Source organism: Bacillus sp. XB1 (genome assembly GCF_053557995.1).
The window spans coordinates 181727-196899 of the sequence record NZ_JBNRIL010000001.1; the positions used below are offsets into that span (position 1 = coordinate 181727).

Consider the following 15173-nt stretch of genomic DNA (forward strand, 5'->3'; position numbering starts at 1 on the left):
AGATGGAAAAAACTTTCGTCAATTTATATAAGGAAGGGGAAGCCCCTTCCTTTATATAATCTTTATTTTCTCGATTAAAATCCGTCTTCTAATGCTGCGAATGGAATGTTTAGTCTGTTTTCTACTGTGCGTAAACGTTGGTTTAAGCGGTTTAGTCTACGTGTATGGCGCTCAACTGTATTTTCTAGTTGACGAACTCTTTGTTCAAGCTCATTTACGCGTCTTTCTAATTGACGATTTCCAGTGCCAGGAAAAGAGATTGGAAGTTGGAATTGTCTATTTTGGTCATATGGATTCGTGTGCTCTGCTTGATCTATATAAGATTGATATTGTGTTTGTAAGTCATACTGTGGTTGTTGGTACGCATATTGATTATATGGATCATATGGATTGTAGGGATACATAATAACATCCTCCATTTCTTTAAAATAGGTTGAATTCACCATAATGTATGTGCAAAAGCGGAGCGGTGGCACGGCAAATACCTATTTATGTTGACGGGATTTCTCTTTATCCCGCTATTTGCTGGGCAATAAGACCCCCACTGATTACAGTTTCACTTTATAAAAAATAGCTTGAGGGTTTTTGATTTGTATTTCTTTTGTGTAATGGTATATACTGGATAAAAGGGAGAGTTTACATAAAAGTTACAATTCTATCAAACTCAAACTTTTATGTAAATATGTATAGACATTTATAAAAGAAAAGAGTAATTTATATAGAGTGAAAAATAACTTGTAACATTTTATAAACATATTGTAAAATGATTGTAACAAAACATACATAAAAATGAAATAAATACATAATAGTGATGTTGGGGAAAGGGAGAGAGTATATTGTTCCGTAAAGTAAAGGGTATATTAGTTGGGGTGTTATGTGTAGCTATAATGAGTGGCTGTGGTGCAAAAGTAAGTGATGTTGCATTGGTAAGTGATATTGGTGGGCACACTGTAGAGGCTAAAGCAGAAGTACAGGATACTATTAGTTTAGTTGATGGTCGAACTGGTACTGAAGTGAAAAAATTAGATTTATCTAGTTTAGGCTATTTTGAAGATGAAGCGAAATTTAAAAAGTCTGTCACAAAGGTTGTTGGTGAGATTGGAAAAAGCGTCGACAAAAAAATGGTTCCTTCACGTATAGCACCTGATGGAAGTTGGCAAGAAGGAAAACCTTCTTATGAATTAATGGAAAAAGAATTAGTAGATAAATTGTTAAATGTTGGTATGTGGGATGCTACGTATCAGTTGCCGATCGTGGAGAAAAAACCAGTCGCAACATTAAGTGATGCGCAAGGAAATGGTGCGGTAATTGGTAGATATGAAACGAACTTAGGTGGTTCAACAGGTGGCCGTATTGAGAATATTCGTTTGTCAGCAGCGAGCATAAATGGAGTTGTGTTAGCAAAAGGAGACCGTTTCTCTTTTAATTCATTAATCGGTGATACAACACCAGATAAAGGATATCAATTAGGGAAAGAAATAGTTGATGGTAAATTAGTAGATGGATATGGCGGTGGTGTTTGTCAAACATCTTCAACTTTATACAATGCAGCAGATCAAGCTGGCCTGAAAATGGTGGAGAGAACTACACATTCTAAAACGGTAGGTTATGTTCCACAAGGAAGAGATGCTACAATTGCATATCCATATTTAGATTTAGTATTTGAAAATACGAATGATGCACCTGTGAAGCTTTATATGGGCATTCAGGGTGGAAAGCTAGTTGCTGAAGTACATAAAATGAGATAAGAGTTATAAAGCCACCTTTTCTGAAATTTAGAAAAGGTGGCATTTTTATTATGAAAATAAAAATGTATATAAATTCTGACTTTTCTTATTTACATAGGATGATTTTAGTTGTATCCTTCATAGTAACGGTTATATGTAATGGAAAAATATAGGGATAAGGAGATGGAGTTATTCATGGTACAAATTCATCCGAAAACACGTATTGGTCATGTTGAATTTAAAGTGAAAGACTTAGAGCGTCAAATTGCTTTTTATGAGAATGTTGTAGGATTAGAGGTAATTAAGCAAGAGGGGAATAAAGCATATTTATCTGGAAAAGGTGGAAAGAACGCGTTACTTGTTCTTGAAAAGTTAGAGGACGGGGTACTGCAAGAACCGCGTACGACTGGTATATATCATGTAGCCTTTTTAGTTCCGACTCGTGAAGCTTTTGCTTCTGCGCTATTTGGGGTTCTTCGTAATAAGAATGTAATTGACAGCCCGGATGAGCAAGAAGGGCGTTATACATATTCAAATGAAATTTTACCAATTTCAAGGTTTAATAGTGCAAGTGATCATACATATAGCGAAGCTTTTTATTTGCAAGATTTAGAGGGGAATGGTATTGAAATTTATGCAGACCGTCCGCGTGATCAATGGGGAGAAGGATCAGGAGGAAGTACACCACTTGATTTAAAAGAATTGGCAACACTCGTTGATTATGATTTTGATGGTTTGCCTGCTAATACTGTCGTTGGGCACGTACATTTACGAATAGCTGATGTAGAGAAATCACATGAATTTTATGTGGAAACAGTAGGTTTTGAAGTACAACAGCGTGAAGAGGATTGCTTATTTATTTCAGCAGGGGGATATCATCACCATATTGGTGCAAATACGTGGAACGGAGTAAACAATCCACACCCACCAGTATATGCAACTGGACTAAAGGTATATGCTATTGTACTACCGCATAAAGAAGCGTTAGACGAAGTGAAAGAAAGATTAATAGAAAAACAACATGAAATAAATGAAACTACAAATGGGTTTGTGGTGGTAGATCCAAGTGGTATTACAGTGCAGTTTGAAATAGAAGCAGTGTAAAATAAGCGAGAAAGTGTATAATCACTTTCTCGCTTATTTGTGATTATTCATAGCTCAATCCAATATCTTCTTACTATATTCCCATCTTCCTCAGTGAAATCATCATCACGAATCCCGCCGTTATGCAAAATCGTTTTTTCAGAAGCGGTATTCACAGCGTCGCAAACGACAAGTACTTTCGTGATGTCTAACTCCTTCGTTTTTTCTAATGATAATGCTAGTAACTTCGTAGCATAACCTTTTCTTCTTTCAGAAGGGCGAATGCCATAACCAATGTGACCGCCAGCGTTAAATAAATGTTTGGTTAAACTATGACGTATATTAACAGCTCCCACAATTTTATTTTCATCTGTAACAAGCCAATATGTAGAGTCTGGTACCCAAGTTTCAGGGATATTTATTCCGTTATGCGCATCGAGAAGTTCTTGAACCATAGCTGGGAAGTTGGCAGTATTTTTTGAGATAACCCACGGGATCATTGTTTCACCGCTATCTTTCCATTCGTTATAGAAATCTAAGTATTCTTCTTGTAAATCAGTAGTAGGTGTGAGTAATGAGACGTTCATTGTTAGTAAGCTCCTTTATTTATATAGTTTTTATAAAAAATTACGATACAAAGTGAAAGCGTTTTCTATAATTTCTCAACCTAATTTCATGTAATCCATCTTTGTTTTTTTAGAAAATTAGTGGAGGTTTAAAATTAGAAGTTATTTATTTTATGTTAATATTTAAAATATTAACATAAAACGGTCGGAGTATTAAGTATATTTTAGTAGTATCCCTACATGTAAATAAAGGGATGTTTGTGATAATTTTTGTTTTATCTATCTATAATGAATGAAAGGGGGAAGTGCCCGTGAGTGTAGATTTTGATTTTATTATACGAATCGGTGTTGCTGGCTTGTTAGGAGCAATGATTGGTATTGAAAGAGAAATTCGATCGAAAGAAGCTGGATTAAAGACTCATTTCCTCGTAGCGGTAGGAAGTGCGTTAATAATGGTTGTTTCGAAATATGCCTTTTCAGATATTGTGTTTGAAGAGCATATGTCTCTAGATCCAAGTCGTATTGCAGCACAAGTCGTTAGTGGAGTTGGTTTTTTAGGTGCAGGCACAATTATTATTCAAAAGCAGGCGGTGAAAGGATTAACGACTGCGGCTGGTTTATGGGCTACTGCCGGCATAGGATTAGCAATTGGAGCGGGAATGTATGTAGTAGGCATTGGAGCGACGATTCTCGTTTTAATTGGTTTAGAAATTGTAAGTCGTATTTTTAAGGTGCAATTTTTATTTCCACAAAATATAACAGTGCAAATGTTTGTAAATAAACATGAAGCGGTACAACAAATATTAGAAACACTACAAGTGAAAGGCATCCCAATACTCTCATATGAGGTGGAAGCTTCACAGCAAGGTACAGAAACTGTTTATAAGGTAGGGATGCAACTGAAAAATATATCGTCAGAAGAAAAGAATGAGTTTATTCAGCATATGCAAACATTACCGGAAGTTACATTTATAAAGTTAAAATCATAGTGTTGAAAACGAGGATAGATGTAGCAGGAATTTTGCTATTATCTATCTTTTTTGATATAAAATGCACGGAAAGTCAAGCGTTAATTTTATATGGAATGGATACATGTGTGAACGTTACCTTATTTTTTCTCAATACAGGACAAAAAGTAAAAATAGTAAAATAATGGAGCGGGACACTAAAAATGTAAGGTAGGGGAGAGCATGAAAGGCTATTCAAAGAAAATGTTAGTAGGGGTAAGTTTTGCTAGTTTAATGTTAGGGAGTTTTCAATGGGTAAGTTTGGCAGAAGATACTAAGGGAGAGCAAGTTTCTTATCGAAATGTGCTCAAAATGGAGCCAGTCGGTGTACAACTACCAGTACAAGAATTAGCTCATTCATCGAAAGTGCTCGAAAGCAAGTCTTTTGAGAAAAGGTTACAATTTGCCGATTTATCACAAAGACCACCTGAGGTGAAAAAAGGAAGTAAGCAATTAGCTGTAGCGAAAACTTATACAATTGCCGAATTAAATCAATTAAGCAATCAGCAGTTAGTAGATTTACTTGTAACAATTGATTGGGAGCAAATTACGGGGCTATTTCAGTTTAATACAGACAGTCTAGCATTCTATCAAAATGATAGTAGGATGCAGGCGATTATTGATAAATTGAAGCAGCAAGGACAAGCCTATACGAAGGATGATTCAAAAGGGATTGAGACATTAGTAGAGGTATTACGTTCAGGATTTTATTTAGGATTTTATAATTCGGAACTTAGTAAATTAAATGAACGGAGTTATCATGATAAATGCTTACCTGCATTAAAAGCGATGGCTAACAATTCAAATTTCAAGCTGGGTACATTAGAGCAAAATAGAGTGGTATCATCATACGGAAAGTTAATAGGAAACGCTTCGAGCGATGTGGAAACGATAACATCAGCTGCAAAGATTTTTAAACAATATAATGATAATTTTTCTACATTAGTAGATAATCTTTCAGCTGGAAATGCTATTTACGATATTATGCAAGGTGTTGATTACGACATTCAATCGTATTTGTACGATACGAGGAAAGCACCGAAAGATACAGTATGGTATCAGAAAATAGATAGTTATATTAATGAATTAAGTCGTTTTGCATTAATGGGAACGATTACAGAAAAAACCGGTTGGCTTATTAATAATGGCATTTATTATACAGGTAGACTCGGTATGTTCCATAGTACAGGAACGAAAGGGTTACAAGTTGTAACAGATGCGATGAAAATGTATCCGTATTTAGGGGAGCAATATTTCGTAGCTGCTGAGCAAATTGCAACGAATTATGGCGGAAAAGATGCAAATGGTAAAGTAGTGAATTTAGATCAAATAAGAGAAGATGGAAAGAAAAAATATTTGCCAAAAACGTATACGTTTGATGATGGGGCAATTGTTTTAAAAGCTGGAGATAAAGTGACAGAAGAAAAAGTAAAACGTTTATATTGGGCGGCAAAAGAAGTAAAGGCACAATTCCATCGTACGGTTGAAAGTGATCAACCTTTAGAAAAAGGAAATCCTGATGATGTATTAACGATGGTTATTTATAATAGCCCAGCAGAATATCAATTTAATCGTCAATTGTACGGTTATGAAACGAATAACGGTGGTCTTTATATAGAAGGAACAGGTACGTTCTTTACTTATGAGCGTACGCCAGAAGAAAGTATTTATAGTTTAGAAGAATTATTCAGACACGAGTTCACGCATTATTTACAAGGTAGATATGAAGTACCAGGGTTATGGGGACAAGGGAAAATATATGAAAATGAAAGATTATCTTGGTTTGAAGAAGGAAATGCTGAATTTTTTGCAGGGGCAACGAGAACGGATAATGTTGTACCGAGAAAGAGTATTATAGGAGGATTATCATCAAATCCAGCAGAGCGTTATACGGCAGAGCGAACGTTAAATGCAAAGTATGGAACGTGGGATTTCTATAATTATTCCTTTGCTTTACAATCGTATATGTACAATAAGAGATATGATATGTTCGATAAAATACATGATCTTATTAGGAAAAATGATGTAACAGCATATGATGCATATCGCTCTACATTAAGTAAAGATGCGAATTTAAATAAAGAATATCAGGACTATATGCAAATGCTAGTTGATAATCGTGAGAAATATAATGTGCCATTAGTATCAGACGATTATTTAGCGAATCATGCATCGAAGCCAGTTTCAGATATTGCAGCAGAAATAACAGCGGAAGCAAAATTGAAAAATGTATCAGTGAAGAAAAATAAATCACAGTTCTTTAATACATTCACACTACAAGGAACATATACAGGAACTGCAGCAAAAGGAGAATATGAAGATTGGAAAACAATTACACAAAACGTTAATGATACGTTAAAACGTTTAAGTGCAAAGGAATGGACAGGCTATAAAACAGTAACAGCATACTTTGTAAATTATCGCGTGAATACATCAGGACAATTTGAATATGATGTTGTGTTCCACGGTATTAATACAGAAGAAGGTGCAAAGAATAAAGCACCAGTTGCAGTTATAAACGGTCCGTATAGCGGAAATGTAAATGAAGCAATTTTATTTACAAGCGACGGATCAAAAGATGAAGACGGGAAAATTACTTCGTATAAATGGGAGTTTGGTGATGGAGCAGTAAGTAATGAGCAAAATCCAACTCACGTATATACAAAAGAAGGAACGTATACGACGAAATTAACGGTAACAGACGATAAAGGAGCAACTAATACTGCTACAGCGACTGTAACTGTTCAAAAGAAAGAAGATAACAGTGTAGAAAAAGAACCGAATAACTCATTCCAAACAGCAAACAAATTGCAGTTAAATCAAGTTTTACGTGCTAGTTTAGGAAATGGCGATACAAGTGATTTCTTTGAAATTAATGTGGAGACTGCTAAAAACCTTCAAATTAACGTAACGAATGAAAATAATATTGGAATGAACTGGGTACTTTATTCTGAAGCAGATTTAAATAATTATGTTACGTATGCTCAGCAACAAGGGAATAAACTAGTAGGTAGTTACTATACGTATCCAGGGAAGTATTATTTACATGTGTATCAGTATGGCGGGGGGACAGGGAATTATACGGTGGAAGTGAAGTAGTAAAAGGGAAGTTATCTTGTTCAATGAATGGAAAAAGGTCTGTACTTTAATGAAAAAACAACTGCAGGCAATGTCTCTAATGATAATAACAAATTAAGTGTCGCGAGATGTTATATTTATATTAAACCAATTTAATCAGTAAATAAGATAAAATAGATGAACTAGTATTTCATCACGATGTAAGAAAAGTTATAAATATTAAGTGTTTTTAATTGAATTAAACTAAAGGATCAGAGTGTATCTGTAACAATAGATAGGCTCTGATCCTTATTATATTTAATTAACGCATATGAATTTAAGATAATTAATAAGTAAGCTAGCTAGCGGGATTCTTAAAATTCATTTATGTAATTAACTAAACAGAAAATTGTTATCACATTAGCAAGGGATACTAATAGAAAAGCGTGTCCCTTTACCTAATTCACTCTCTATTTCTATATCTCCGTTTAATTCTCTAATAATACTATAAGCAATCATAGTACCAAGCCCAGTTCCTTTTTCTGTTGTTGAATAGAATGGCAAAGCAATTCGTTTTATTTGTTGAGATGACATCCCAATTCCTGAATCAATAATATCAATTATGATATTTCCTTTTACTTTTTGTATATTTATTTGTAATAATCCACCATTTTTCATAGCCTCAATTCCGTTTTGGATGATGTTGTTTAGACAGAGTTTGAATTTTTCGGGGTCCCCATTTATATAAAAGGAATCTGTACTATTTTGTTTGATTTCAACTTTGTATGATAGAGCGAGTGGTGAAATAGTATCTTTCACCTGATTTAAAATGTGATTAATATCTATTTTTTCTTTTAGGGTATTCTGTGGTTTGGTTAAAGATAAATAGTTATTAATAGTAGATTGTATTTGCTGCATTTCAATTAACATGATTTCTAAGTATTGATCCTGAGATAGCTTAGAGGCATGTTTTTCATTTAATAATTGAGTGAATCCATGTACCGTGGTTAGTGGATTGTGGATTTCGTGTGCAATTGACGCTGCTAGTTCGCTAGCTATATAAAATTTTTCAGCCCGTTGCAGTTTTTCTTTCATTTTATATTTCTCAATCATTTCCTCTATAAAATAAACTGATAATAGTACTGTGAAAATATTAATGACTATATAATTTAATAAAAATTCTATGAGAGTAGAGTCTATTTTACCTCCTGTATTTATTTGAGTTACAATACCGCAAATAGAAAGGGAAGCTGTACATACTAAAATAAGAAGTAAGCTTAATAATATCTTTTTTTCTTTAAAATACATAGGTAATAAGTAACGAAAGAGCATTGTTATAACAGAAATGATAGTAAAGATAATAAATGATGGAAGAACGCCATTTCCGCCTAAGTAAAACCGGTAAGAAAGATATAAAATTCCTATAAAAACAATGTTTTTTGTATTTCCATATAGAAAAACTAATATTATAGGAATAAAACGTAAATCATAAATAAATCCCACATGTAAATGAAAAGGAAAAGTCATACAAAAAATAATAGAAATGGAGGAAAGGATAGAAAATAACATATTATTACATGTTATTTTTTCTTTAAACTCTAGCCAAAATACGTGATAGCTAAGGATACAAATTATTATAATAAAGGTATTTAATAAAAGAGTAGAAATTCCCATAGTTTTGCATCTCCGATAGTTTGTAAGTAGAATTATGTATGAGTTGGACATAGATGTTTAGTATTAGTAGACTTTTTATCTAAAAAAGGAAGGGTACTTGAAAAGTGCTGTTATATTACTCGTATTAAAATTGATAAGGAAAATAGAAAAAAATAATAGATAAAAAATCTATTTAAATTTATGTACATATGAAATCATAAACTAACTTTTGTATAGGTGAAATTTGGATTGAGTTACTGATAAAATAAGTCTTTTTAAGTATGAATATTCTGTGAAAAAGATATGCGTGGTGACTCCTGTTTTGTAGCCTTCGTTATATTAACATGGAATATATCAAATTACAAAGTGAAATTTTAGAAAAATTTTATTAGTACATTTTATCTGAAATAGAAATGCTATTTATTTGAGTATTTTGGTACTTACTCGTATAAAACTTTGTTAGAAAAAGACTTTAAAATTTACATGTTTTTTATGAAGTGTAATATTGTAGCTTTATCTATGGGGCTTTCTCAATAACTATTAAGGCGAAAAGTTAAAATATATAGGTTTATAGATATGAATTATTACATAAAAACGCACTTAAAAAAGGATGTATGATGGTAATAGAATACAAACATCAAGGGGGAACTTAAAATGAAGTTAAATAAACTAGTGCTTAGTTGTGGAGTAGTTTCAGCATTAACACTTGGTGTGTTAGGGAATAATACTTATGCTGAAGAAGTACACAAAACGAATGATCCAATTCATGTAGTTGAACATGTTTCTGCAGACTTATTATTAACCCAAACAATGAATTATAGTGGCGAGGCTGTAACTTCTTTCGTATATGATGGGAGTACTGACTTAAGCTTCTCTATGAAAAATAATGGTCAAAATACAATGGGATATAGTGTAAAAGGTCCAAATACAGAGCTAATTGTTGGTGGTTATATAAAACCTGGAGAACAACAAATTAATGTTACAAATGTACGGAATGCTTTATCTCCATTACCGAATGGAACATATAAAATTTACGTTTCAAATGATGATGGTTCTAAGGGGCAATTCCAAGTTTCAGTAAGATCTATGAATTAAATTTAAAACGCTTTGTTTTTAAGTTAATTTAATCTTTGCTTATTGGAAAGAAGCTAAAATGAATTGAGAATTACCGATAAAAATGAAAACGAGCACCTTATCTAATTGTGAGAGGGTGTTCGTTTTTTGCTATTAAACAGAAAATAATTATAAATATATTTTGATATCCCCATTGCTAACCTACTAGATTGTGTCAACGAGAGAATGTCTACTATAAAAGATATTTAAATAAAGATGATGTAACATTCCGCTAAATTATATGGGGAAATAGAAAAACCACCCTTATATGAGTGGTTTTTAGTAATTATTTTTAGGTTATACATTTAAAATTAGGCTAAGTTATAGAAATAATAAACATTTAATCCGTTGTTATTATTTTGGTTCTGGATAATGATTGTAGTATGAGATTCTAATAAATTCTTGGTAGACATTTGTTAATTTGGCATCTCTAAGAGCATCGTTGAATTTTTGCATACGTACACTCCCTTGAGCGTAGCCTCCACCTGGAGTATAAGGGTTTCTAGCTTCAAAGTCATCCAAAAATACTTTTAATTTTTTATAGTCTTGAGATTGATAGAAAGCCACGGCCTCTTCAGGAGTGACATCAAAGTAAGAGGATGACGTTGAGTTATAAGAAGCTGCTTGAGCAGTAGGTGCCTCTAGCATAGTTGCAGCTCCACCGAACATAGTAAGCGCCATAGAAGATACAATAATTTTTTTAAACATAATAAAACCTCCATGTAGAATATTAGATTAATAGTAATCCTGTAATCATTATAGTTACAACGAAAAAGATTATCAAATGCAATATTGCATAATATATCCCGTTATTTTTGGGCAGTAAGACTCCCGCCCAAAAATTCAATGAAAGCAAAGAAGTTAGGTGGGAATCGGGCGGATTAAAGTTTCGCTTTATTATTTGAACGAGAAGTCACCTTTATATTTAAATGGAGGAGTGTAATAGATTAAAAGAGGTGTATAAATTACTCAGGTTAACAAGAAAATGAAAAGGCTATTTTTAATAGGGGAAAGCTTAATAACTGGAGTAAAGGAATTGCTATTTATATATTTAACATACATATTTGTCTTTTAAATTGTAGGCGTGTTTTAGAATTTGTATATAGTAAATTCGTTAAAAAACTTGATAAATAATAAAATGTGTAAATTTTTTGACTATTTTATTAAAATTATTTAATATTTGTAATTTATTGTTTTATAATGATAATTGGGTCGATCGTGAATGTTTTAGATATTGCGATATATACTCGGATTAATTTATTTTAGGGAGGTTACAAAATTGGGTAAGAGAGTCATTATAAGAGTTTTTACATTATTATCAGTACTGGCATTATTCCTTAATGTATTTTTACCTAGGGCTAGTGCAGAGGTTATGACGCATGAGAAATATTCAATGGACTGGAGTTATAGTAATAGTCTAGGTAAGTACATTCGCACTGAAATGATTAAAAATTCAAGTGGTCAAATTGCTTATTGCTTAACCCTTGGATTAAAATCACCAAATGGTGAAGATCTTCCTGAAATGGGGAAAACAGATAATGTAGTATATAGAGTCTTATTAAATGGTTTCCCGCAAAAAAGTGCTGAACAGCTGGGAGTAGCTAATAAAAATGAAGCGCATTATGCAACGCAACTTGCGGTTTGGAATGCATTAGGTCAACTCGATGTAAATGAATTAAAACATGAGAATAAAAATGTTGAAAAAGCAGCTAAGGCTATTATTAGTAATGCTAACAATAGTGAAGAGACTCAAGATGTTTTTATGAATGTGATTCCTGCTGAAAAGCAAAAAGCAGAATTAAAGGGTGAATTCTTCGAAACAAATCTATATTCAGTACAAACAAATGCTAAGAGTGGTTCTTATAAGGTAGTAGCGAAAAATGCACCTAATGGAGTTAGAATTGTTAGTGAAAATGGAGAAGTGAAAGATCAGCTTTCAGTTGGAGAAAAATTTCGTATCCAAATTCCTAAGAATACAAAAACGGGTGAATTTAATTTAAGTGTTGCTGCTAATTTAACTAAAGTTCAAGCAATTGCTTATCGTGGTACGGATACTGTTCAGAATGCTACAGTACTATTAGAGAGAAATGAAGAAAAGCTTAGTAGTGATCTTGCAGTAAATTGGGAAGCAGCTGGTTCTTTAAAAATTAAAAAGGTTGGAGAAAATGGAGAAGTTTTAGCTGGTGCAGTATTTGAGGTCTTTAATGCAAATAATGAATCAGTCGGAAAAATCACGACTGGTGCTGATGGTATGGCAGAATTAAACAACTTACCAATTGGTACTTACACATTAAAAGAAATTAAAGCACCAACAGGCTATGTTTCAGATGATAAACCACAAACTATTGAAGTTAAGACAGGGGAAACAGGAGCTGTCCAAATAGTAAATAACAAAGTAAAAGGTAACATCGAAATTAAAAAGCTTAGTGATTCAGGAAAGATTTTACCAAATGTTGAATTCACAGTCTTCACTGAAGATGGAAAAGAAGTGAAAAAAGTAGTAACAAAAGAAAATGGAATTGCAAACGCTGAAGATCTTACGTATGGTAAATATTATTTCTTAGAGACAAAAACACCTAATGGATATATTGGAAATAAAACAAAGTATCCTTTTGAAATTAAAGAGCACAATAAAACACTTACTTTTACAGTGGAAAATACCGAAGTGAAAGGTAGTGTAAAATTACTAAAAGTAGATAATGAAGATATTAGTAAAAAATTAGAAGGTGCAGCATTCGAGCTAAAAGATGCAAATGGAAAAGTAGTTGGGGAATATAAGACAGATAAAAATGGTGAGATTAACGTCAAAGATTTAGCGTATGGTAAATATTCATTTGTAGAAAAGGCTTCTCCAAATGGTTACGTTCTTGTTAAAGAACCGATTATGTTCGAAATAAAGGAACATGGAAAGGTTATTGAGTTATTGGCAGTTAATCACCTTATCAAAGGTGATCTAGAAATTACAAAGGTAGATGTAGCTGATGGAAATAACAAGCTTCCAAATGCAGAATTTACGATTTATAACGAAGCAGGAAAAGAAGTAGTAAAAGGAAAAACAGACGATAAAGGAATCGCTAAATTTGAAAAGTTACCATTTGGAAAATACACATATAAAGAAACTGTTGCACCAAACGGTTATGTATTAAATGAAGAAACGCTTTCTTTTGAAATTAAAGAGAATGGTCAAATCATTAAACACGTTGTCAAAGATGAGAAGATTCCTTCAATTAAAACAACAGCATCTGATAAAAAAGATGGTACAAAAGAAATGCACACTTCTAAGTCTGTAACAATCCAAGATAAAGTGGAATTCAAAGACCTACAAGTAGGTAAAGAGTACACTTTAAAAGGTAAATTAATGGATAAAAAGACTAATAAACCATTCGTTGTAAATGGTAAAGAAGTAACAGCTGAAACGAAGTTTACACCAAAAGAAGCAAATGGTTCTATTACATTAGACTTCACATTTGATGCAACTGGTTTAGAAGAAAAAGAAGTAGTAGTATTTGAAGAGTTACTGAAAGACGGAAAAGTTGTTACGACACATGCTGATATCAATGATAAAGATCAAACAGTTAAGTTCGTTAAGCCATCAGTAAAAACAACTGCTACAAACAAAGCTGATGGTGGAAAAGAGATTCATTCAAAGGATTCTATCACAATCCAGGATAAAGTGGAGTACACTAACTTAGTTGTAGGTAAAGAGTACACTGTAAAAGGAAAATTAATGAACAAAGCTATTAACAAACCATTACTAATTGATGGTAAAGAAGTAACAGCTGAGACTAAATTTACTGCAAAAGAAAAGAACGGTTTTGTAACATTAGACTTTACTTTTGTTGGTGCTGAACAGCAAGGAAGAGAAGTAGTTGTGTTCGAAGACTTATTACATGAAGGGCAAGTAATTGTAACTCACGCTGATATTAACGATGTAGGTCAAACAGTTCGATTTGTAGAGCCTTCTATTAAAACGACAGCTACAAATAAAGCTGATGGTTCTAAAGAGTTAGACGCTTCTAAAACTGTAACAATCCAAGATAAAGTGGAATACAAAGACTTAATCGTGGGTAAAGAGTACGTAGTAAAAGGTAAACTAGTGGATAAAGCAACAAACAAGCCATTATTAGTTGATGGTAAAGAAGTAACAGTAGAATCTAAGTTTACTGCTAAAGAGAAAAATGGTTCTATCACACTAGATTTCACATTTAATGCTTCTGTATTACAAGGTAAAGAAGTAGTAGTATTTGAAGAACTGTATCAAGATAATATATTAGTAGCTATTCACGCTGAAATTGAAGATAAGGGACAAACAGTGAAATTTAAAGAGGGAAAATCGGAACAACCAAAACCAGAACAGCCAAATTCAGGTGAAAATACGCCAACACCAGAGCAACCTAACGAGCAAGTAAAAGAACAACCACAACTTAAGAAAGAAATTCAATCTAAAATTGGATGGTTACCGCAAACAGGTACTAATCTTACAAGTTGGATCTCTATGGCTACAGGAGCATTACTGTTAATTGTTGGTGGAGTGATTTTCTTAAAACGTAAAAATGCATAGAAATTAAAAAATAAGCACATCTGTTTTTATAACAAGATGTGCTTATTTTTATCATTTTAGCCAAGAAGACTCCTATATTTAAGCGTGAATGGCATTTAAAATAGCAACCATATTTTATAGGTAATTTTGAACAGTTAAAAGAAATATTACAGGAGGGTGAAAAGCAAGGAGTTTTTCATTTCTTCTCCATAAATCATACAATACATTGGATCACTTCTATTGTTTTATTTCCAAAGTTTAAAAAGTTTATTGATTTTTTAGGACCAAATGAAACGAATGATACAAATCATGAATGGATGCCAGAAAACTTAGTGGACAGGATTGTTACTGCATTAACAGATAAACCTAATGTGTAAATTATTCAGTGTTTATGAATTCTATTATTACTATTTAAAGCCTAATTTCT

At 32.7% G+C, this 15173-nt stretch carries 10 protein-coding genes and 1 pseudogene; 7 read left to right on the forward strand and 4 right to left on the reverse strand.

Going from position 1 to position 15173, the window contains the following annotated elements; genetic code table 11:
* Positions 1-74: 74 nt before the first annotated feature.
* Positions 75-404 (reverse strand): hypothetical protein, encoded by a 330-nt coding sequence (locus ACK1U5_RS00945; protein WP_000283715.1) that lies wholly within the window; start codon positions 402-404, stop codon positions 75-77.
* A 432-nt stretch (positions 405-836) separates the two neighbouring features.
* Here ACK1U5_RS00945 and ACK1U5_RS00950 point away from each other — a divergent pair, with 432 nt between their 5' ends.
* Both ACK1U5_RS00950 and ACK1U5_RS00955 read left to right on the forward strand, forming a co-directional pair.
* Complete coding sequence (locus ACK1U5_RS00950; protein WP_000488972.1) at positions 837-1748, forward strand: VanW family protein; 912 nt, start codon at positions 837-839, stop codon at positions 1746-1748.
* A 174-nt stretch (positions 1749-1922) separates the two neighbouring features.
* A complete protein-coding gene (locus ACK1U5_RS00955; RefSeq protein ID WP_061655519.1) occupies positions 1923-2831 on the forward strand; it encodes a VOC family protein in 909 nt (302 codons plus the stop codon).
* Positions 2832-2878: 47 nt separating this feature from the next.
* On the opposite strand, the gene ACK1U5_RS00960 is transcribed toward ACK1U5_RS00955, so the two are convergent.
* Positions 2879-3397: a GNAT family N-acetyltransferase gene (locus ACK1U5_RS00960; RefSeq protein WP_069605274.1), complete on the reverse strand. Its 519-nt coding sequence runs from the start codon at positions 3395-3397 to the stop codon at positions 2879-2881.
* Between the two features lie 290 nt (positions 3398-3687).
* Here ACK1U5_RS00960 and ACK1U5_RS00965 point away from each other — a divergent pair, with 290 nt between their 5' ends.
* Complete coding sequence (locus ACK1U5_RS00965; protein ID WP_000109720.1) at positions 3688-4365, forward strand: MgtC/SapB family protein; 678 nt, start codon at positions 3688-3690, stop codon at positions 4363-4365.
* Positions 4366-4566: 201 nt separating this feature from the next.
* Entirely contained in the window at positions 4567-7482 is a 2916-nt protein-coding gene (colA, locus tag ACK1U5_RS00970) for a collagenase ColA (protein ID WP_087875633.1), read from the forward strand.
* 378 nt (positions 7483-7860) lie between these two features.
* On the opposite strand, the gene ACK1U5_RS00975 is transcribed toward colA, so the two are convergent.
* Positions 7861-9114: a sensor histidine kinase gene (locus ACK1U5_RS00975; protein WP_069605272.1), complete on the reverse strand. Its 1254-nt coding sequence runs from the start codon at positions 9112-9114 to the stop codon at positions 7861-7863.
* Positions 9115-9747: 633 nt separating this feature from the next.
* Here ACK1U5_RS00975 and ACK1U5_RS00980 point away from each other — a divergent pair.
* The gene (locus ACK1U5_RS00980) at positions 9748-10188 is read left to right on the forward strand and encodes a hypothetical protein (protein WP_000773525.1); all 441 of its coding nucleotides are present in this window, start codon (positions 9748-9750) and stop codon (positions 10186-10188) included.
* Between the two features lie 372 nt (positions 10189-10560).
* Here the strand turns inward: ACK1U5_RS00980 and ACK1U5_RS00985 are convergent, their stop codons facing one another.
* The gene (locus ACK1U5_RS00985; protein WP_000473483.1) at positions 10561-10914 is read right to left on the reverse strand and encodes a hypothetical protein; all 354 of its coding nucleotides are present in this window, start codon (positions 10912-10914) and stop codon (positions 10561-10563) included.
* Positions 10915-11485: 571 nt separating this feature from the next.
* On the opposite strand from ACK1U5_RS00985, the gene ACK1U5_RS00990 reads away from it, so the two are divergent.
* Complete coding sequence (locus ACK1U5_RS00990) at positions 11486-14767, forward strand: VaFE repeat-containing surface-anchored protein (RefSeq protein ID WP_448814760.1); 3282 nt, start codon at positions 11486-11488, stop codon at positions 14765-14767.
* A 104-nt stretch (positions 14768-14871) separates the two neighbouring features.
* Positions 14872-15123, forward strand: a pseudogene (locus ACK1U5_RS00995) (TetR/AcrR family transcriptional regulator); the annotation flags it as partial.
* Positions 15124-15173 lie beyond the last annotated feature (50 nt).